The organism is Kitasatospora sp. YST-16 (assembly GCF_026802215.1).
Taxonomy (GTDB): Bacteria; Actinomycetota; Actinomycetes; order Streptomycetales; family Streptomycetaceae; genus Kitasatospora; species Kitasatospora cineracea.
Window position 1 is genome coordinate 5,163,229 of the sequence record NZ_CP113837.1, and the last position, 20,004, is coordinate 5,183,232.

A 20,004-nucleotide genomic window follows, 5' to 3' on the forward strand; every position below is an offset into this window, starting at 1 on the left:
TGGGGCGGAGTACCTTTCGCGGTGGCGTGTTCCTGATCGCGGGTGAGGTGTCCGGTGCAGCTGGCTCAGGTGGAGGGGGTTCTGGAGCGGATCACGTACGCCAACGAGGAGACGGGGTACACGGTCGCGCGGGTGGACACCGGGCGGGGGGCGAACGACCTGCTGACGGTGGTGGGGGCGCTGCTGGGCGCGCAGGTGGGGGAGAGCCTGCGGCTGTTCGGGCGGTGGGGGTCGCACCCGCAGTACGGGCGGCAGTTCACGGTGGAGAACTACACGACGGTGCTGCCGGCCACGGTGCAGGGCATCCAGCGGTACCTGGGCTCGGGGCTGATCAAGGGGATCGGGCCGAGGTTCGCGGAGCGGATCGTGGAGCGCTTCGGGGTGGAGACCCTGGAGGTGATCGAGAACGAGCCGAAGCGGCTGATCGAGGTGCCGGGCCTGGGGCCGAAGCGGACGAAGATGATCGCGAAGGCGTGGGAGGAGCAGAAGTCCATCAAGGAGGTGATGGTCTTCCTGCAGGGCGTCCAGGTGTCGACCTCGCTGGCGGTGCGGATCTACAAGCAGTACGGGGACGGCTCGATCGGGGTGGTGAAGAACCAGCCGTACCGCCTGGCGTCGGACGTGTGGGGCATCGGGTTCCTGACGGCGGACCGGATCGCGCAGGCGGTGGGCATCCCGCACGACTCGCCGGAGCGGGTGAAGGCGGGCCTGCAGTACGCGCTGTCGCAGTCGACCGACCAGGGGCACTGCTACCTGCCGGAGGAGCGGCTGATCGCGGACGGCGTGAAGCTGCTGCAGGTGGACGTGGGGCTGGTGATCGACTGCCTGGCGGAGCTGGTCGCGGCGGAGGGGGTGGTGCGCGAGCGGCTGCCGGGGGCCGAGGGGCAGGAGGTGACAGCGGTGTACCTGGTGCCGTTCCACCGGGCGGAGGTCTCGCTGGCCAACCAGCTGCTGCGGCTGCTGCGCGCGGACGAGGACCGGATGCCGTGGTTCCGGAGCGTGGACTGGCCGGCCGCGCTGGGCTGGCTGGCGCAGCGGACGGGGGCCGAACTCGCCCCGGAGCAGGAGCAGTCGGTGCGCCTGGCGCTGACCGAGAAGGTCGCGGTGCTGACCGGCGGCCCGGGCTGCGGCAAGTCGTTCACGGTGAGGTCGATCGTGCAGCTGGCGCTGGCGAAGAAGGCGAAGGTGGTGCTGGCGGCGCCGACCGGGCGGGCGGCGAAGCGGCTGGCGGAGCTGGCGGGCGCGGAGGCGTCGACGGTGCACCGGCTGCTGGAGCTGAAGCCGGGCGGGGACGCCGCGTACGACCGGGACCGGCCGCTGGACGCGGACCTGGTGGTGGTCGACGAGGCGTCGATGCTGGACCTGATCCTGGCGAACAAGCTGGTCAAGGCGGTCGCGCCGGGCGCGCACCTGCTGTTCGTGGGGGACGTCGACCAGCTGCCGTCGGTGGGTGCGGGCGAGGTGCTGCGGGACATGCTGGCGGCCGGCGGCCCCGTCCCGTCGGTGCGGCTGACCAGGATCTTCCGGCAGGCCCAGCAGTCCGGCGTGGTGGTGAACGCGCACCGGATCAACGAGGGCCTGCCGCCGCTGACCGAGGGCCTGCCGGACTTCTTCCTGTTCGTCGAGGACGACGCGGAGCGCGCGGCCGGCCTGACGGTGGACGTGGTGGCCCGCCGGATCCCGCAGCGCTTCGGCCTCGACCCGCGCCGGGACGTCCAGGTGCTGGCGCCGATGCACCGCGGCCCGGCGGGCGCGGGCGCGCTGAACACGCTGCTCCAGTCGGCCGTCACCCCGGCCCGCGAGGGCCTGCCCGAGCGCCGGTTCGGCGGGCGGACGTTCCGGGTCGGCGACAAGGTCACCCAGATCCGGAACAACTATGACAAGGGGCGCAGCGGTGTCTTCAACGGCACAGTGGGCGTCGTGACGGCACTGAGCGTGGACGACCAGCGGCTGACGGTGATGACCGAGGAGGACGAGGAGGTGCCGTACGACTTCGACGAACTGGACGAGCTGGCGCACGCGTACGCGGTGACGATCCACCGTTCGCAGGGCAGCGAGTACCCGGCGGTGGTGATTCCCGTCACGACGTCGGCGTGGACGATGCTCCAGCGGAACCTGTTGTACACCGCGGTGACACGGGCCAGGAAGCTGGTGGTGCTGGTCGGTTCGCGCAAGGCCATCGGGCAGGCGGTGCGGGCGGTGAGCGCCGGTCGGCGGCACTCCGCGCTGGACCACAGATTGGCTGCGGGCTGAGTTCGAGGGGGTACGGTACGTTCAGAGGTTGTCTTGACGTGAAGAGATTTAGGGCGGAACCTGGTCCGGTGCCGCCGCCGATCTTGTCCGGTTCACACCGGTGGCGGCAGCGGAGTTTGTAGGCCCCGGTCCTTCCCGGGGTCACCCCCGGGTGCGCGGCCGTCCTTCGGGTGGGGGATCGTTGGGACAGTCAGGGCAGTCGGATGAGGATCAATTTCGTCGGTGAGGAAGACGTGAGCGACAAATCGGTAGTACTGCGGTACCAGGACGGCGAGTACGAGTACCCCGTCGTCGAGAGCACTGCGGGCAACTCCGGCTTCGACATCTCGAAGCTGCTCCCGCAGACCGGCCTGGTCACCCTGGACAACGGTTTCGGCAACACCGCCGCCAACAAGTCCGCGATCACCTTCATCGATGGTGACGCCGGCATCCTGCGCTACCGCGGCTACCCGATCGAGCAGTTGGCCTCGGAGGCCAACTTCATCGAGACCGCTTACCTGCTGATCAACGGTGAGCTGCCGAACCAGGGCGAGCTCGCCGCGTTCAGCAACGAGATCACCCAGCACACCCTGCTGCACGAGGACGTCAAGCGCTTCTTCCAGGGCTTCCCCCGGGACGCGCACCCGATGGCGATGCTCTCCTCGGTGGTCGGCGCGCTCTCCACGTTCTACCCGGAGAGCCACAACCCGTTCGACGAGGCGCAGCGCAACCTGTCGACGGTCCGCCTGCTGGCGAAGCTGCCGACCATCGCGGCGTACGCGTACAAGAAGGCGATGGGCCAGCCCTTCGTCTACCCGCGCAACGACCTCGGCTACGTCGAGAACTTCCTGCGGATGACCTTCGCCGTCCCGGCCGAGGACTACGAGCTGAACCCGGTGGTGGTCAACGCCCTGGACAAGCTGCTCATCCTGCACGCGGACCACGAGCAGAACTGCTCGACCTCGACGGTGCGCCTGGTCGGCTCCTCGCACGCCAACCTGTTCGCCTCGATCTCGGCGGGCATCTCGGCGCTGTGGGGCCCGCTGCACGGCGGCGCCAACCAGGCCGTGCTGGAGATGCTGGAGCAGATCCAGAAGGACGGCGGCGACGTCGACGCGTTCATCCGCAAGGTGAAGAACCGCGAGGACGGCGTCAAGCTGATGGGCTTCGGCCACCGCGTCTACAAGGCGTTCGACCCGCGCGCCGCGCAGGTCAAGGTGCTCGCCCACGAGGTGCTGGCGCAGCTCGGCCAGTCCGACGAGCTGCTGGACATCGCGCTCAAGCTGGAGGAGCACGCGCTCAAGGACGACTTCTTCGTCTCGCGCAAGCTCTACCCGAACGTGGACTTCTACACGGGCCTGATCTACCGCGCGATGGGCTTCCCGACCAGCATGTTCACCGTGCTGTTCGCGATCGGCCGGCTCCCCGGCTGGATCGCCCACTGGCACGAGATGATCAAGGACCCGACCAGCCGGATCGGCCGCCCGCGGCAGATCTACACCGGCGTGGAGATCCGCGACTACGTGCCGCTCGACGCGCGCTGAGCCGTCGGCCGCGACGCCGAAGGGGCCCGGTCCCGCCCTCCCGTACAGGGGGCGGGGCCGGGCCCCTTCGCGTGTTCGCCGTGCTGGGGCGCACGGCGCCCGGGCCGGCCCCGGTCGGGAACGGCCGCTCAAAGCGTCCCCGGGGGCCCGGGACCGGCCCGGTGCCGTGCGCGAGGGCGGTCGACGAATCGACAGCCCGTCCGGGGCCCGCCGGAGCCCCGCTCTACAAAAGGTAAGACGTACCAGGGGGCGCAGAGTTACGCCAGGGGGGTGTGAGTTGTCTCTCTCCACTCTCCGTGTGCGCCCGCGCACCGGACGGCCGCCCGCATATCACACCGCACGGTCGGCGCGCGGCGTCACCCACCCCGCTGGCCTCGCAACCCAGCGTGATAGGAATCGTGGCAATCCGGTACGGACCGCCTGCGATGCGCGGCGCGGCGGACGGTCAGGGAGGGAGTGCGCAATGGCCAGGAACGTCGTCGTCACCGGTGGGGGCACCGGCATCGGGCTGGAGGTGGCCCGGCGCTTCGCCGCGGCCGGGGAGCGGGTGGTGATCGTCGGCCGCCGGCCCGGGGTCCTCGACCAGGCCGCGCAGGAACTCGGATCGAACGTCACCCCGCTGATGTGCGACCTCGCCGACCCGGACGCGGTGGAGGCCGCGCTGGACGCGCTGCCCGCCCGGATCGACGTGCTGGTCAACAACGCGGGCAGCCGGGAGACCGTGCTCGGCGCCGGCCCGCACGCGGTGCTGGCCCGCTGGCGCGGCGACTTCGAGCGCAACGTGCTGACCGCGGTGCTGCTCACCGAGTCGGTCCGCGACCGGCTCACCCCCGGCTCCGGCCGGGTGGTCACCGTCTCCTCGATCGCCGCGCTGCGCGGCGCGGGCTCCTACGGGGCCGCGAAGGCGTCCCTGCACGCCTGGAACCACTTCCTGGCCGCCCAGCTCGGCCCGTCCGGGATCACCGCCAACATCGTCGCCCCGGGCACCGTCGCGGGCACCGAGTTCTTCGGGCCGCGGCTGGACGAGGCCGAGGTGGCCCGGCGCTCGGCGCGCACGCTGCTCGGGCGGATCGGCGAGGTCGGCGAGGTCGCCGCGACCGTGTACTTCCTGGCCTCGGCGGAGGCGGGGTTCATCACCGGGGAGATCCTGCACTGCAACGGCGGGGAGATGCTGGGCCGCTGACGGCCGCCCGGTCAGCGAGTGGCGTGGAAGTTTCGCAGCCGCAGGCTGTTGCCGACCACGAACAGTGAGGAGCAGGCCATCGCGGCGCCCGCGATCACCGGGTTGAGCAGGCCCGCCGCGGCCAGCGGGATCGCGGCGACGTTGTAGGCGAAGGCCCAGAACAGGTTGCCCTTGATGGTGGCCAGGGTGCGCCGGGAGAGCCGGATCGCGTCGGCGGCCGAGCGCAGGTCGCCGCGGACGAGGGTGAGGTCGGCGGCCTCGATGGCGGCGTCGGTGCCGGTGCCGATCGCCAGGCCCAGGTCGGCCTGGGCGAGGGCGGCCGCGTCGTTGACGCCGTCGCCGACCACGGCCACGGTGCGGCCCTCGGCCTGGAGGCGTCGGACGGTGGCGACCTTGTCCTCGGGGAGGACCTCGGCGATCACGTCCTCGGCCGGGATGCCGACCTCGGCGGCCACCGTCTCGGCGACCGCCCGGTTGTCACCGGTCAGCAGGACGGGCCGCAGGCCCAGGGCGCGCAGTTCGGCGATCGCCTCGGCGCTGGTCGGCTTCACCGCGTCGGCGACCTCCAGCACGGCCCGCGGCGCGCCGTCCCAGGCGACGGCGACGGCCGTGCGTCCGGCGCGTTCGGCGGCGGAGCGGGCGGCGGCGAGGGCGGGCGGCAGCGGGGCGCCGAGCAGGGCGGTGCGGCCGGCCAGCACGGCGTGCCCGTCGACGGTGCCCCGGACGCCGTGGCCGGGGAGGTTCTCGAAGTCCGTGACGGCGGGCAGCTCGCCGAACCGCTCCTGGGCGGCGGTGGCCACGGCCTGCGCGATCGGGTGCTCGGAGGCGTGCTCCAGGGCGCCGGCCAGGCGCAGCGCCTCGTCCTCGGTGGTGCCCTCGGCGGTGTGGACGGCGGCCAGCGCCATCCGGCCGGTGGTGACGGTGCCGGTCTTGTCGAGCACGATGGTGTCGACCTTGCGGGTGTTCTCCAGGACTTCGGGGCCCTTGATCAGGATGCCGAGCTGGGCGCCGCGTCCGGTGCCGACCAGCAGCGCGGTCGGGGTGGCCAGGCCGAGGGCGCACGGGCAGGCGATGATCAGCACCGCGACGGCCGCGGTGAACGCCTCGGTGGGGCTGTCGGAGGCCAGCAGCCGGCCGACCAGGGTGGCGAGGGCGATCAGGATGACGGCGGGCACGAACACGGCGGAGATCCGGTCGGCCAGGCGCTGCGCGGCGGCCTTGCCGTTCTGCGCGTCCTCCACCAGCTCGGCCATCCGGGCCAGTCGGGTGTCCGCGCCGACCCGGGTCGCCTCGACGACCAGGCGGCCGCCCGCGTTGACGGTCGCGCCGGTGACGGCGTCGCCGACGGCGACCTCCACCGGGACGGACTCGCCGGTCAGCATCGAGGCGTCCACCGCGGAGCTGCCCTCGACCACCGTGCCGTCGGTGGCGACCTTCTCGCCGGGCCGCACCACGAACCGGTCCCCGACGGCCAGTTGGCCGACCGGGACGCGGACCTCGCGCCCGTCCCGCAGCACGGCGACGTCCTTGGCGCCGAGGTCGAGCAGGGCGTGCAGGGCGGCGCCGGCCCGGCGCTTGGAGCGGGCCTCCAGCCAGCGGCCGAGCAGGATCAGGGTGGTGACGGCGGCCGCGGTCTCCAGGTAGAGCGCGGAGGAGGCGTCGGTGCTGCCGACGGTGAGGGAGAAGGAGTGCCGCATGCCGGGCATCCCGGCGTCGCCCCAGAACAGGGCCCACACCGACCAGCCGAAGGCGGCCAGGGTGCCGAGCGAGACCAGGGTGTCCATGGTCGCCGCGCCGTGCCTGGCGTTGGTCCAGGCGGCCTGGTGGAACGGCCGGCCGCCGTACACCAGGACCGGGCCGGTGAGGGCGAAGGCCAGCCACTGCCAGTTGTCGAACTGCAGGGCCGGGACCATCGAGAGCAGCACCACGGGGAGGCTGAGCACGGCGCTGACCAGCAGCCGGTCGCGCAGCGGGTCGGGTTCCCGGGCGGGTTCCGCGGGGGTCTCGGGCGCGGCGGGCGGGGGCGGGAGTTCGGCGGTGTAGCCGGTGCGCTCCACGGTGGCGATCAGGTCGGCGACGCTGGTGCCGGGGCCGAAGTCCACCCGGGCCTTCTCGGTCGCGTAGTTGACGCTGGCCTCGACGCCGTCGATCCGGTTGAGCTTCTTCTCGATCCGGGCGGCGCAGGACGCGCAGGTCATGCCGCCGATGGACAGCTCGACGCGGTCGCGGGGCGCGGCGGCGGGGTCGGTGGTGGTGCTCATCAGCTCGTCCGGTCCGTTCGGGTGCTGCTCGGTGCGGCGCGATGTGGCGCGGTGCGGTGGGGCGGGGGCGGCGCGGGCCGCCCCCGCGGGCGGGTCAGGAGGCCCGGCCGACCAGTTCGTAGCCGGCCTCGTCCACCGCGGCGGCGATCTGCTCGTCGCTGGGGGCGGGCTCGGCGGTCACGGTGACGGTGCCGGCCTGGGAGTCGGCGGCGACCGCGGTGACGCCGGGCAGGGCGGAGACCTCGCCGTTGATCGCCTTCTCGCAGTGGCCGCAGCTCATCCCGCTGACGGTGTAGGTGACGGTGCTGGACATGGGGACCTCCCGGGACGCGCTGGGGCTGGGCCGGTTGCGGGGCCCAGGGCATCTGCTGCCTACGACCACCACCATACCCCCTGGGGGTATTTAGTCCAGAGGGGGGCGCGTTCCGGCCCGCACTCCCGCGACCCGTCCCCGAGGGTAGTCCGCGCCGGGCCGGGAACCGCAACGGCGGGCGCGGCGGTGCGGCGCCCGCCCCCCGTACGGCGGGGAAACCCAGGGCTCCCGGCCCGGACCGCCGGGATTTCGCCCGGACGGCGCAAGGCGGCCCGGTGTCCGATATGTTCGGTAGGTGCACCTTCGACGCGGGGACGGCACGCCACCCGGCCGCACCGGCGCGGTGCCGCCCAGCAGGCGGCGCAACGCCCTGCTGGCGGCCGACCTCCAGGACCTGTCGCTGCTGCGCCGGGCCGCGCCCGCCCTGGCCGCCATCGGCCTGGTCTCGCTCGCCGACTACCTCTCCGGGCAGGACCGCTACCTGGCCCCGCTGATGGTCGTCGTCCCGTCGGTGGCCGCGCTGACCCTGCGGCCGCGCGAACTGCTCGCGGTCTGCTTCCTCGGCCTGCTGGCCCTGCTCGGCCTCAGCCACCTCGACCAGGTCGTCGACTTCGGCGACAGCCGCTTCCTGTACGGCGCGATGGTCAGCTACGTCGCGGTCACCGCGCTCAGCGCCGGGATCGCCGAACTGCGGATGCGACGAGCCGCGGCCTTCGCGGCCGTCAGCTCGGTCGCGGAGGCCGCCCAGCGCGCGCTGCTGCGCCAGCCCGAACCGGTGGTCGGGCCGCTGCGGCTGGCCGTGCGGTACGTGTCCGCCGCGGACGCCGCCCGGATCGGCGGCGACCTGTACTCGGTGCTGGACACCCCGTACGGCACCCGGGTGCTGGTCGGCGACGTCCGCGGGAAGGGGCTCGGCGCGGTGCAGACCGCCGCGGTGGTGCTCGGCGCGTTCCGGGAGGCCGCCTACGACGAGGAGCAGCTGCCCGCGGTGGCCGGCCGGATCGAGGCCAGCATGGAACGGCACGTCCCCGACGGGGAGTTCACCACCGCGATGTTCGCCGCCTTCCGCGAGCCCGGCAGCGTCGACCTGCTGCACCTGGGCCACGTCCCGCCGCTGCGGGTGCGCGCCGACGGGCGGGCCGAGGTGCTCGAACCCGAGGACCCCTGGCTGCCGCTCGGCCTCGGCCACCTGGTCGGCGGGCTGCCCTGCGCGAGCGCCGTGCCGTTCGGCCCGCGCGACGTCCTGGTGCTGTGCACCGACGGCGTGATCGAGGCGAAGGGCGCCCGCGGCGGCGAGTTCTACCCGCTGGCCGAGCGCGCCGGGCCGCTGGTCCGCGACGGCTGGCGCTCGCTCGCCGACCTCGACGCCGCCGTCGCCCGCCTCTACGCCGACCTGCTGGCCCACACCGGCGGCGAACTCGGCGACGACGCGCTGCTGCTGCTGGTCACCCGGCCCGCGCCGGACGCGCCGGACGCGGCGGGCTGAGCCGGGCTGAGCCGGGCGCTCACTTGGCGTCGCCGTAGCAGTCGACCACGGCGGTGGTCAGCGGGAAGCGGACCGGGGTGTCGCCGAAGACCAGCGCGGCGGCCTCCTCGGCGGACTCGGCGACCGCGGCGGCCACCGCGTCCGCCAGGTCGGCCGGGGTGTGCACGACCACCTCGTCGTGCTGGAAGAACACCAGGTGCGGGCGGTCCTCGCCGGAGCGCAGCGCGGCCAGCCGGCGGCGCAGCGCCGCGAGCAGCGCCAGCGCCCAGTCCGCGCCGCTGCCCTGGATCACGAAGTTGCGGGTGAACCGGCCGCGGGCCCGGGCCGAGCGGCCGCCCGCCTCGCCGGACTCCGGGGCCTCCGTCAGGTCCAGCCAGTCCGCCGAGGGCGGCGGGCAGGCCCGGCCCAGCCGGGAGGAGACCACCCCGCCGTCCTCCCCGGTGCGGGCCGCCGCCTCCACGTACCCCATCGCGGCCGGGTAGCGGCGGCGCAGCGTGTTCAGCAGCGGGCCGATGCCGCCGCCGGTCTGGCCGTACATCGCGCCCAGCAGGCCCAGCTTCGCCTTGTCCCGGTCGCCCTGGAACGCGGACGCCGCCAGCGCCGCGTACAGGTCGCCGCCGGCCGCCGTGCGGGCCAGCCCCGCGTCCCCGGACAGGGCGGCCAGCACCCGCGGCTCCAGCTGCGCCGCGTCCGCGACCACCAGCAGCCAGCCCGGGTCGGCCACCACCGCGCGGCGCAGGGTGCGCGGGATCTGCAGCGCCCCGCCGCCGCGCGAGGCCCAGCGGCCCGTCACCACGCCGCCCACCACGTACTCCGGGCGGAACCGGCCGCCGCGCGCCCAGGCCGCCTGCCAGGCCCAGCCGTGCGCGGCGTGCAGCCGGGACAGCTCCTTGTAGCGCACCATCAGGGCCGCCGCCGGGTGGTCGACCGCCTTCAGCTCCCAGGAACGGGTCGAGGACAGCTGGATGCCCCGGTCCGCGAACGCCTTGATCACCTGGGTGTGCGAGTCCAGGTTGAACGGGCGCGAGCCCAGCGCCCGCTGCACCTCCAGGGCCAGCTCGGCCAGCTTCGGCGGCAGCGCGCCCGGGATCGCCGGCCGCGGGCCCAGCAGCTCGGTCAGCAGCGCGTCGTGCACGTCCGCGCGCCAGGGCAGGCCGTCGTGCGCCATCTCGCAGGCCAGCAGCGCGCCCGCCGACTCGGCCGCCACCAGCAGCCGGAACCGGGAGCGGGCCGCCGGGTCGGCGATCGCCGCCAGCCGCCGCAGCTGCTCCGCGTGCACCGCCACGACGGCCGCCAACTGGTCTGTCCCCGGCGGCAGTTGCAGCCGGTCCGGGGCGAACAGGCCGTCCTCGTCGGGCAGCGCGCCCTCCGGCAGGTCGGCCGGCACCGGCAGGCCGCGCAGCCGCGCCCAGGCCGCGCCCAGCGACCGCGGCGACCCGAACCGGCCCTCCCGGCCCAGCAGCAGCGCCTCCGTCAGCCGCAGGTCGTGGCAGCGCGCCAGCCGCTCCGGCAGCGCGGCCAGCAGCGGACCGTACGCGGTGTCCGCCGTCGGCCACACCCAGCGCGGGGCGTGCGCCGCCTCCACCGCGGCCACCGCCTCGGCCAGCCGCGGCGCGGGCTCCGGCGGGCCCAGCGGCGCGCCGTCCTCGCCGAGCGGCTGCAGCCGCCCGCCCGGACCGTGCGGGTCGGGCACCAGGGCGTAGCGCACGGCGGCGGCTCCTCTCGGCCGGCAGGGGCGGGACCTGTCGACGGTAGCCGGTGGGGGTGACAGCGGGCGGTGCGGCACGAGGGGCGGGCGCCCGGAGCGGCGGCTTGGCGTGACAGTGTTCCGCCAGGGCCCGGGGGCCCGTAATGTCGCCGCCATGAGCGACAACCCCTTCTTCTCGCCCAGCACCCTGGAGTACGAGCTCCCGCCCTTCGCCGAGATCCGGGAAGAGCACTACCGTCCCGCCTTCGAACGGGGCATGGCCGACCAGCTCGCCGAGACCGCCGCGATCGCCGCGAACCCCGAGCCGCCGACCTTCGACAACACCGTGGTGGCGCTGGAGCGTTCGGGAGCGGTACTGCGCCGGGTCTCGGCGGTCTTCTTCAACCAGGACTCCTCCGACACCACCCCCGGCGTCCAGGAACTCGACGCCGAGATCAGCCCCCTGCTGGCCGCGCACGCCGACGCGATCCACCTCGACGCCGCGCTGTTCGCCCGCCTCGACACCCTGCACGAGGCCCGCCACGGACTCGGCCTCGACCCCGAGTCGCTGCGCCTGCTGGAACGCCGGCACACCGCCTTCGTCCGGGCCGGCGCCCGACTGGACGCCGACGGCCAGCGCCGGCTGCGCGAGATCAACGCCGAACTCGCCGCCGACAGCGCCGCGTTCCGCCGCAACACGCACGAGGCCTCACTGGCCGGCGCGGTCGCCGTGGACAGCGCCGACGCCCTCGACGGCCTCCCCGCGGCCGCGGTCGCCGCCGCCGCCGAGAACGCCCGCGCCCTCGGCCAGGACGGTCGCTGGGTGCTCAGCCTGAAGAACTTCTCCAACCAGACCGAACTCGCCTCCCTCACCGACCGCGCCCTGCGCGAGCGCCTGCTCACCGCCTCGCTGCGCCGCGGCCTCGACACCAACGGCCCGCTCGCCGCCAAGATGGCCGCGCTGCGCGCCGAACGCGCCGCCCTGCTCGGCCACCCCACCCACGCCTCGTACGTGGTCGCCGACGAGACCGCCGGCACCGCCGGGGCGGTCGGCGCGATGCTCGGCCGCCTGGTCGCCCCCGCCGTCGCCAACGCCGAACGCGAGGCCGCCGACCTGGCCGCCGCCGCGGCCGCCGACGGCATCGGCGAACTCGCCGCCCACGACTGGGCGTTCTACGCCGAGAAGGTGCGCGCCGAACGCTACGAGGTGGACACCGCGGCGCTGCGCCCGTACTTCGAGCTGGAGCGGGTGCTGCGCGACGGCGTCTTCTTCGCGGCCGGCCTCGCCTACGGGCTGGCCTTCACCGAGCGGCCCGACCTGACGGCGTACCACCCCGACGCCCGGGTCTTCGAGGTGTTCGACGCGGACGGCTCGGGGCTGGGCCTGTTCATCGGCGACTTCCACGCCCGCGAGTCCAAGCGCGGCGGCGCCTGGATGAACGAACTCGTCGCCCAGTCCCGGCTGCTGGGCACCCGCCCGGTGGTCGTCAACAACCTCAACATCGCGCACCCGGCGCCCGGCGAGCCCGCGCTGCTCAGCTGGGACGAGGTGCGGACCCTGTTCCACGAGTTCGGGCACGCGCTGCACGGGCTGTTCTCGGACGTCCAGTACCCGTCGTTCGCCGGGACCGAGGTGCCGCGCGACTTCGTCGAGTTCCCGTCCCAGGTCAACGAGATGTGGATGACCCGGCCCGAGGTGCTGGCCAACTACGCCCGGCACCACGAGAGCGGCGAGCCGCTGGACCCGGCCGTGGTGCGGCGGATGCTCGCCGCCGAGAACTACGGGCAGGGCTTCCGGACCGTCGAGTACCTGTCGGCGGCGCTGCTCGACTGGGCCTGGCACTCGCGGACCGCCGCCGACCCGCTGGTCGAGGACGCGGAGGCGTTCGAGGCCCGGGCGCTCGCCGAGGCGGGCATCGCGGTCGCGGCGGTGCCGCCGCGCTACCGCACCGGGTACTTCAACCACGTGTTCTCGAACGGCTACAGCGCCGGGTACTACGCGTACATCTGGTCCGAGGTGCTGGACGCCGAGACGGTGGAGTGGTTCGGCACCGGCGGGCGCGGCGTGCGGGAGAGCGGGCAGCTGTTCCGGGAGCGGCTGCTGTCGCGGGGCGGGAGCCGGGACGCGCTGGAGTGCGTGCGGGACGTGCTGGGGCGGGAGCCGGAGATCGGGCCGCTGCTCGCCCGGCGCGGGCTGGAGTAGGCGGAGCCGCGGGGCCGTCGCGCCCCCGGCGCCGGCCGTGCGCGGCCGCGCGCGGTTCCCCGCGCCCCCGGCGGGGCGCGGGGACGGTCATCGGGCGAAGACCGGGCCGTAGCCGGGGGCGGGGCGGCCGTCGGGGGTGAGGGCGCAGTAGCCGCCGGTGCCGTGGCACCAGTACCACATGGTCCAGCCGGCGGCGAAGGTGCGCATGGCGGTGACCTGGCGGCGGATCAGTTCGGCGTTGCCGGGGGTGGCGGCGGAGGGCGGGCCCCACTCGCCGACCAGGACGGGGAGGCGGTGGGCGCGGGGGTAGGCGGTGACGGCGGCGGTGTAGTCCTCGACGAAGCCGCCGGCGGGGTCCCAGTCCCGGCCGGCCTCGACGGCGGTGTCGTAGAAGTGCGGGGCGTAACCGATCCGGTCGGGGCCGGGGCGGGGGTCGGTGAAGGCGGGGAGGCTGGTGGGGACGCCCTGGCCGACCAGCACGGTGGGTTCGACGAACAGCCAGGCGTCGCGGTCCACCCGGCGGACGGCGGTGATCAGGCGGCGGTACATGGCGGCGAGCCGGCCCTGTTCGAGGGCGGCGGAGGCGGCGGCCAGGACGGCCGGGTCGGCGGGGTCGCCGGGGACGGGGCCGAAGGGCTCGTTGAACAGGTCGTAGCCGAGCAGGGCGCGCTTGCCGCGCAGTTCGCGGGCGACGGTGGTGTAGAGGTCGGCCTGGGCGCGGCGCAGGTCGGGGTCGTCGTAGAGGTGGCGGAAGGCGGCCTGCACGGAGGGCTGGAAGTAGCCGGCGAACCAGTCGGCGGGGTCGGGGGTGAAGGGCAGGCCGTCGTCGCGGGTGGCCCAGGCGGGGGCGCCGCCGTCGCCGCCGAGGAAGTACTGGCCGTAGACGTCCTGGTGGTAGTCGACGACGGCGTACAGGCGGTACTTCCCGGCCCAGTCGAGGAGTTGGCCGAGCCGGGCGAGCTGGGCCCGGTCGTAGCGGCCGGGGGCGGGTTCGAGGCGGGACCAGGAGACCGCGATCCGGACCAGGCCGAAGCCGTGCGCGGCGAGTTCGCGCAGGTCGGCCTCGGTGGTCTCGTCGTACTTGTCGAGGTTGAAGCCGCGCAGGTCCAGGACGCGGCCGCGCTGGTCGGTGAAGGCGGTGCGGCCGTCGGCGAGGGTGGTGGCGGAGACCTTGCGGGCGTCGAACGGGCCGCGGTCGGCGGGCGGGCCGGCCGAGACGGTGCCGAGGACGGCGGCGGCGGTGAGCAGCAGGGCGGCGGCGGAGCGGCGGACGCGCACGGGGGCACCTCACGGCGGGGGTGGGGGCGGGGTGCGCCGATCCTGCCGGAGCCGCCTCCGCCGCACAAGAGGTGAGACAAGCTCATGTTTTCCGCGGGCTGTGGGCTGTGGGCTGCGGGCGGCATGCTCGGGGCCGGGGCCGGGGCCGGGGCCGGGGCTCAGGACTCCGGGGCTCGGGGTTCCGGGGCTCGGGGTTCCGGGGCGGCCAGCATCGGCGGCAGGTCGGCGGCGGCGGAGAGCCGCCCCCAGAGCAGGTCGGCCAGAGCCTGCACCATCCGGGCCCGCGGGCAGGGGCGGGTCTCCAGCCACCAGTCGCCGGCCGCCAGCACCATGCCGGTGATCGAGCGGCCCCAGGTCTCGGAGAGCAGCGGGCCCTCCTGGCCGAGGTCGATCTGCTGCTGGATGGCCCGGGTGATCTCCTCGGCGATCTGCCGCAGCGCGGGCGCCAGCGCGTTGCCCGCGCCGGTCGGGTCGCCCGGCTCGGGGTGGGTGAGCAGCCGGTAGACCTGCGGGCGGGACTCGATCGCGGCCAGGTAGACGTCCAGCACGTGCTCGACCCGGTCGCGGCGCTCCAGCGGCTCGTTCAGGGCCGAGCGGACGGCGGCCAGCAGCCCGGCGGTGTGGCGCTGCGTCAGCGCGCCGATCAGGCCGTTCCGGTCGCCGAAGTGCCGGTACAGGATGGGCTTGGTGATGCCGGCCTCGGCGGCGATCGCGTTCATGCTGGCGCTCGGGCCCTCGCGCTGGATGACCCGGTCGGCGGCGTTGAGCAGTTGTTCGCGGCGGGGTTCGGTGGTCATGCGCTGCTCCTCGTGCGGGCGGGTATGCGGCTCGGCGGGCGTTGACACCGGTTACCTATCGGTAGCAGACTCGCCGCCATGTTACCGGAGGTAACAGCGCAGTGGCGTGGACCCTCCGGCCCGCCCGACCGTCTCCTGGAGGCCGACATGACCACCTTCTCGCTCGACCCCGGGCCGGACCAGATCGCCGTCCGCGACTGGCTGCACGGCTTCGCCGCCGACGTCATCCGCCCCGCCGCCGCGGAGTGGGACGAGCGCGAGGAGACCCCCTGGCCGATCATCCAGGAGGCCGCCAAGCTGGGCATCTACTCCCTCGACTTCTACGCCCAGCAGTTCTTCGACCCCTCCGGCGTCGGCATCCCGATCGCCATGGAGGAACTGTTCTGGGGCGACGCCGGCATCGGCCTCGCCATCACCGGCACCACGCTGGCCGCCGTCGCCGTCCTCGCCAACGGCACCGACGAGCAGATCGGCACCTGGGCCCCGCAGATGTTCGGCACCCCCGAGGACGTCAAGGTCGCCGCGTTCTGCTCCTCCGAGCCCGACGCCGGCTCCGACGTCTCCGCGCTGCGCACCCGCGCCGTCTACGACCAGGCCAAGGACGAGTGGGTGATCAACGGCACCAAGACCTGGGCCACCAACGGCGGCATCGCGCACGTCCACGTGGTGGTCGCCACCGTCGACCCCGAACTCGGCTCCCGCGGCCAGGCGTCCTTCATCGTCCCGCCCGGCACCCCCGGCCTCAGCCAGGGCCAGAAGTTCAAGAAGCACGGCATCCGCGCCTCGCACACCGCCGAGGTCGTCCTCGACGGCGTCCGGGTCCCCGGCCACTGCCTGCTCGGCGGCAAGGAGAAGCTCGACACCCGCCTCGCCCGGGCCCGCGAAGGCACCCGGGGCGGCGGCAAGAACGCCGCCATGGCCACCTTCGAAGCCTCCCGCCCCGCCGTCGGCGCCCAGGCCATCGGCATCGCCCGGGCCGCGTACGAGGTCGCCCTCGACTACGCCAAGACCCGGGTGCAGTTCGGGAAGCCGATCATCGAGAACCAGGGCGTCGCGTTCCAGCTCGCCGACATGAAGACCCGGATCGACGCGGCCCGGCTGCTGGTCTGGCGGGCCTCCTGGATGGCCGTCAACAACCAGCCGTTCACCAGCGCCGAGGGGTCGATGTCCAAGCTGTACGCGGGCGAGACCGCCAAGTTCGTCACCGCGCAGGCCATGCAGATCCTCGGCGGCAACGGCTTCACCCGCGAGTACCCGGTCGAGCGGATGCACCGGGACAGCGCCATCTACACCGTGTTCGAGGGCACCAGCGAGATCCAGCGGCTGGTCATCGCCCGGGCGATCTCGGGGGCGCCGATCCGCTGACGGCCCGTCAGCCCTGCCGGGGCGGTGCGCCCGGGGCGGGTCGGCCGGGGCGGGCGGTCCGCCGACGGGCTCCGGGCGGGCGGTCCGTCAGCGGGCTCCGGGCGGGCGGTCCGTCAGCGGGCTCCGGGTGGGCGGTCCGTCAGCGGGCCGACCAGAAGACCAGCCCGGCGGTGGCGGCCCCCACCAGTGCGCCGACCACCGTCTGGGCCGGGGTGTGGTCCCGCAGCACCACGCGGGACCACCCCACCGGCACGACCGCGGGCAGCGCCAGCAGCCACCACGGGCCGAGCGCGATCGCGGTGCAGACGACCGCGCCGCACACCACCGCGGTGTGCACCGACACCTTCCACCAGGCCGTGATCACCAGGAGCGGCACCAGCGAGGCGAACATCGCCAGCACCATCGCCGTCAGGTCGGCCGGGGCGTCCAGCAGGAGCATCGCCAGCAGGCCGGCCAGCACCGAACCCATGACGACCGGGAGCACCACCAGGCGGCGCCGGCGCCGGCCGACGTGCCGGTCCTCGATGCTGCCGCGCCGCATCCCGCGCCGGATGAACCAGGTCGGCAGCACGGCCGCGAACAGCGCCGCGAACGCCGCCCAGGCCAGGCCGGACCAGCCGTGGCGGACCACTCCGATCAGCGGCAGCACCGTCAGGATCACGTTCTTCGGTTCGACCCCGTCGGTGATCCGGCGGGCCCAGCCGCCCTCGGCGCCGGGCGCCGCTCCGGCTGCGGTTCCGGTTCCGGCGGTGTGAACAGGGCTGGACATGCTGCTCCTTCGACCGTGCCGGGCACCGGATGGTGATCCGATCACCGGAGATTGTGCAGCACCGGGGGCCGTCGGGCGCCACCGGGCGGTCAGAACCGCGGCTCGCGGCGCTCCAGGAACGCCGCCAGGCCCTCCCGGACGTCCGGCGCCGTCCGGGACGCGCGCTCCCAGGGCTCCAGGGCGTCCGCCGCGTCCGCCGGGTCGACGGACAGCACGGCCTTGACCGCGCCGATGGTCTGCGGGGAGCGGCGGGCCAGCAGACCGGCGAACTCCCGGGCCCGGGAGTCCAGTTCGGCGGGCGGTAGCACCTCGTCCAGCAGGCCGAACGACTCCGCGCGGGCGGCGGGGAGCAACTCGCCCGAGAACAGCAGGTACTTGGCCCGGGCCGGGCCGACCAGCGCGGCCAGCCGCAGCGTCGGGACCGCCGGGTAGACCACGCCCAGCTTCGCCGGGGTGATGCCGAGCCGGGCGTCCGCGGCGGCCAGCCGCAGGTCGCAGGCCAGCGCCAACTGGCAGCCGCCGCCCACGCAGGCGCCCCGGACCACCGCCAGGGTCGGGCGCGGGAACGCCGCCAGCGCCTGCTCGGCCGCCACGTTCGCGGCGTGGTACGCGCCGGCGGACGCCGGGTCGGCGTACACCCCGGCCAGCTCGGCGATGTCCGCGCCCGCCGAGAACGCGCCCGCCGCGCCGGTCAGCACCAGCACCCGGACGTCCGGGCGCGCCGCCAGCTCCGCCAGCACCCCGGGCAGCGCCCGCCACATCGCGCCGGTCACCGCGTTGCGCCGCTCCGGCCGGTCCAGCAGCAGCGTCGCCACCCGCTCCGGGCCCACCCAGCAGCGCAGGCCCGGCGCGCCGGTGGGCAGTTCGACGTCCCCCGGGCCCGGACGGTCCAGCGGGTGGGCGGTGCTCGCGGGCATGGCGGGCCTCTCGGGGGACGGTGCCGGACGGGCCGTCAGCCTTTCACGCGGGCGCGGGGCGGGCCATGTGATCCGCGTCAACCCTCCGTCGGGCCGGCGCCCTCGCGGACCGCCCGCCACTCCGGGGCCAGCATCGACCAGATCTCCAAGTCCAGCCGGACGCCCAGATGTTCGGTGTGCTTGCGGAGCGTGCCGTCCAGCGTCATGCCCAGCCGCCGGGCCACCGCCCGGCTGCGCAGGTTGACCGTGCTGTTCCACCACTCGGCGCGGTACAGGCCGCGCTCCAGCAGCGCGTAGTCCAGCAGCCGGCGGGCGGCCGCGGTGACCAGGCCGCGGCCCTGGGCGGCGGGCTCGGTCCACACGCCGATCTCGCAGACCCCGGCCGCGGCGTCGAACTGGACGAACATCACGCCGCCCACCAGCGTCCCGTCCAGCCATATCCCGTAGATCCGCCCGGCGTCGGCGGCCTGCTTGTCGGCGAACTTCCGCAGCGTCGCGCGGGCGGACTCCAGGTCGGTGCTGCGGGTCGCCCACGGAATCCACGGATCGACCCCGGCCCGGGCCCGGTCCATGTGCTCCAGGAACTCCTCGGCCTGCCACGGCTCCAAGGGGCGGAGCTCGGCGTCCTCGGCGAGCGCTACGGCGTACATCGGCATCCCCTCGCGGTACACGGCAGTGGTGCACGGCCGTGGTGCATGGCAGTGGTGCACGGCCGTGGTACATAACAAACGTTTGGTAGGTACCCTAGCGCGCATGACTCCACCCGCACGGGGCGACCACGAAGCACGCCGGCGCGACGTCTCGGAGGCGGTGTGGCGGGTGCTCGCCGACCGCGGCTTCGGCGGCCTGACCCTGCGCGCGGTGGCCGCCGAACTCGGCGCCTCCACCGGCCTGCTCACCCACTACTTCCCGCACAAGCGGGCCCTGGTCGCCCACGCGCTGGAGGTCCTCGACCGGCAGGCCGCCGAACGCCACCGGCCCGCGACCGAGGCCGCCGCCGGCGCCCGGGGCCTGCCCGTGCTGCGCGCCGCGCTGCTCGACATCCTCCCGCTGGACGCGGAGGGCGCCGCCGCCAACCGGATCTGGGTCGGCTCCTGGGACGCCGCCCTCGGCGACGCCGAGCTCACCGCCGGGCACGCCGAGCGCTACCGCCGGGCCCGCCGGCGGATGGCCGGGCTCTGCGCCGAGGCCCAGGAACTCGGCGAACTCCCCGCCGACCGCCCGGCCGAGGAACTGGCCGCGCGGGCCCAGTCCTTCGCGCTCGGGCTGGTGGTGCAGGCGCTGTTCGCCCCCGGGGAGTTCCCGCCGGAGCGCCAACGCGTGCTGCTGGACGGATTCCTGGCCGACCTGGCGGCGGGGCGGGAGCATGTGCGCGGCGGGACGGGGTAGGCGGTCCGCGGGGCCGGGGAGTGCTCGTCCGGTGGTGACGGGGCCGGTCGGAGTGGGTGGGCGCCCCCAGCAGGATTCGAACCTGCGACCTACCGCTTAGAAGGCGGGTGCTCTATCCGCTGAGCTATGGGGGCCGGGGTGCTGACGTCGGCCCGCTTGCCGGGCCTGGGCCGGGACGGGATGTTCCGGGACAGGATACGGGTGTTCAGTTCCGCCCCCTGGACTTCGAAGACCGGACCGGGGTGTGTCGGCCTCCTCGGGGCGGTCCGATAATCGCAGGTAGTGCCGGGGAGTGCAGCGGTCTACCGGCTCTCGGAGCGGGACGTTGTGCAGTCGTTACGGGGCTGCGACCCCACCCGTTATGGATTCGGCGGGGCAATCGCCCCGAGCGGCCGGTGGGTGGGGGCGCGTTTAGGGGTTCCATCGGTCGGATGACATGGACGGGGCGAGTCGAGGGCCACCCGTTCGTGGTTTCGGGGGTGGACCCGGGGTGTCCGGAGGGTGTGCGGGCGGTCACCGGAAGGGGTGGTCGGCGCGGGTGCCCGAACGGTCCTTGCGGGGGAAGGGATGCGGGGTCGGA

The 20,004-nt window shown here is 74.6% G+C and carries 15 protein-coding genes and 1 tRNA gene; 7 read left to right on the forward strand and 9 right to left on the reverse strand.

Going from position 1 to position 20,004, the window contains the following annotated elements; genetic code table 11:
• Positions 1-54: 54 nt before the first annotated feature.
• From recD2 to OU787_RS23500, 3 genes are all read left to right on the forward strand, one after another.
• Positions 55-2,253 carry an SF1B family DNA helicase RecD2 gene (gene recD2, locus OU787_RS23490; RefSeq protein ID WP_030463241.1) on the forward strand — a complete coding sequence of 733 codons (2,199 nt, stop codon included), beginning with the start codon at positions 55-57 and terminating at the stop codon, positions 2,251-2,253.
• Between the two features lie 233 nt (positions 2,254-2,486).
• On the forward strand, positions 2,487-3,776 hold the full coding sequence (locus OU787_RS23495; RefSeq protein ID WP_030463242.1) for a citrate synthase: 1,290 nt from the start codon (positions 2,487-2,489) through the stop codon (positions 3,774-3,776).
• 463 nt (positions 3,777-4,239) lie between these two features.
• Positions 4,240-4,959, forward strand: a complete 720-nt coding sequence (locus OU787_RS23500) for an SDR family NAD(P)-dependent oxidoreductase (protein WP_030463243.1) — start codon at positions 4,240-4,242, stop codon at positions 4,957-4,959.
• 11 nt (positions 4,960-4,970) lie between these two features.
• Here OU787_RS23500 and OU787_RS23505 read toward each other — a convergent pair whose 3' ends face one another.
• Both OU787_RS23505 and OU787_RS23510 read right to left on the reverse strand, forming a co-directional pair.
• A complete protein-coding gene (locus OU787_RS23505) occupies positions 4,971-7,220 on the reverse strand; it encodes a heavy metal translocating P-type ATPase (RefSeq protein WP_268660459.1) in 2,250 nt (749 codons plus the stop codon).
• Positions 7,221-7,314: 94 nt separating this feature from the next.
• Positions 7,315-7,533: a heavy-metal-associated domain-containing protein gene (locus tag OU787_RS23510; RefSeq protein WP_030463245.1), complete on the reverse strand. Its 219-nt coding sequence runs from the start codon at positions 7,531-7,533 to the stop codon at positions 7,315-7,317.
• 295 nt (positions 7,534-7,828) lie between these two features.
• Here OU787_RS23510 and OU787_RS23515 point away from each other — a divergent pair, with 295 nt between their 5' ends.
• Positions 7,829-9,019: a PP2C family protein-serine/threonine phosphatase gene (locus OU787_RS23515; protein WP_030463246.1), complete on the forward strand. Its 1,191-nt coding sequence runs from the start codon at positions 7,829-7,831 to the stop codon at positions 9,017-9,019.
• A gap of 19 nt (positions 9,020-9,038) precedes the next feature.
• On the opposite strand, the gene OU787_RS23520 is transcribed toward OU787_RS23515, so the two are convergent.
• Entirely contained in the window at positions 9,039-10,727 is a 1,689-nt protein-coding gene (locus OU787_RS23520; protein WP_030463247.1) for a bifunctional 3'-5' exonuclease/DNA polymerase, read from the reverse strand.
• A gap of 154 nt (positions 10,728-10,881) precedes the next feature.
• Here OU787_RS23520 and OU787_RS23525 point away from each other — a divergent pair, with 154 nt between their 5' ends.
• Positions 10,882-12,909, forward strand: coding sequence for a M3 family metallopeptidase (locus OU787_RS23525; RefSeq protein ID WP_030463248.1), 2,028 nt, complete (start codon positions 10,882-10,884; stop codon positions 12,907-12,909).
• 87 nt (positions 12,910-12,996) lie between these two features.
• Here OU787_RS23525 and OU787_RS23530 read toward each other — a convergent pair whose 3' ends face one another.
• The gene (locus OU787_RS23530) at positions 12,997-14,187 is read right to left on the reverse strand and encodes a glycoside hydrolase family 5 protein (protein ID WP_268660460.1); all 1,191 of its coding nucleotides are present in this window, start codon (positions 14,185-14,187) and stop codon (positions 12,997-12,999) included.
• 158 nt (positions 14,188-14,345) lie between these two features.
• The gene (locus OU787_RS23535) at positions 14,346-14,984 is read right to left on the reverse strand and encodes a TetR family transcriptional regulator (RefSeq protein ID WP_051817671.1); all 639 of its coding nucleotides are present in this window, start codon (positions 14,982-14,984) and stop codon (positions 14,346-14,348) included.
• A gap of 147 nt (positions 14,985-15,131) precedes the next feature.
• On the opposite strand from OU787_RS23535, the gene OU787_RS23540 reads away from it, so the two are divergent.
• Complete coding sequence (locus OU787_RS23540) at positions 15,132-16,349, forward strand: acyl-CoA dehydrogenase family protein (RefSeq protein ID WP_030463251.1); 1,218 nt, start codon at positions 15,132-15,134, stop codon at positions 16,347-16,349.
• A 139-nt stretch (positions 16,350-16,488) separates the two neighbouring features.
• On the opposite strand, the gene OU787_RS23545 is transcribed toward OU787_RS23540, so the two are convergent.
• The 3 genes from OU787_RS23545 to OU787_RS23555 all read right to left on the reverse strand — a co-directional run bounded on the left by OU787_RS23545 (position 16,489) and on the right by OU787_RS23555 (position 18,685).
• Positions 16,489-17,118, reverse strand: coding sequence for a hypothetical protein (locus tag OU787_RS23545; protein WP_063759712.1), 630 nt, complete (start codon positions 17,116-17,118; stop codon positions 16,489-16,491).
• Positions 17,119-17,207: 89 nt separating this feature from the next.
• Positions 17,208-18,035, reverse strand: coding sequence for an enoyl-CoA hydratase/isomerase family protein (locus OU787_RS23550; protein ID WP_232795158.1), 828 nt, complete (start codon positions 18,033-18,035; stop codon positions 17,208-17,210).
• A 77-nt stretch (positions 18,036-18,112) separates the two neighbouring features.
• A complete protein-coding gene (locus tag OU787_RS23555; protein ID WP_030463254.1) occupies positions 18,113-18,685 on the reverse strand; it encodes a GNAT family N-acetyltransferase in 573 nt (190 codons plus the stop codon).
• A 103-nt stretch (positions 18,686-18,788) separates the two neighbouring features.
• On the opposite strand from OU787_RS23555, the gene OU787_RS23560 reads away from it, so the two are divergent.
• Positions 18,789-19,424 (forward strand): TetR/AcrR family transcriptional regulator, encoded by a 636-nt coding sequence (locus OU787_RS23560; RefSeq protein WP_107066667.1) that lies wholly within the window; start codon positions 18,789-18,791, stop codon positions 19,422-19,424.
• A 61-nt stretch (positions 19,425-19,485) separates the two neighbouring features.
• On the opposite strand, the gene OU787_RS23565 is transcribed toward OU787_RS23560, so the two are convergent.
• Positions 19,486-19,558 (reverse strand) — tRNA-Arg (locus OU787_RS23565).
• Positions 19,559-20,004: the final 446 nt, after the last annotated feature.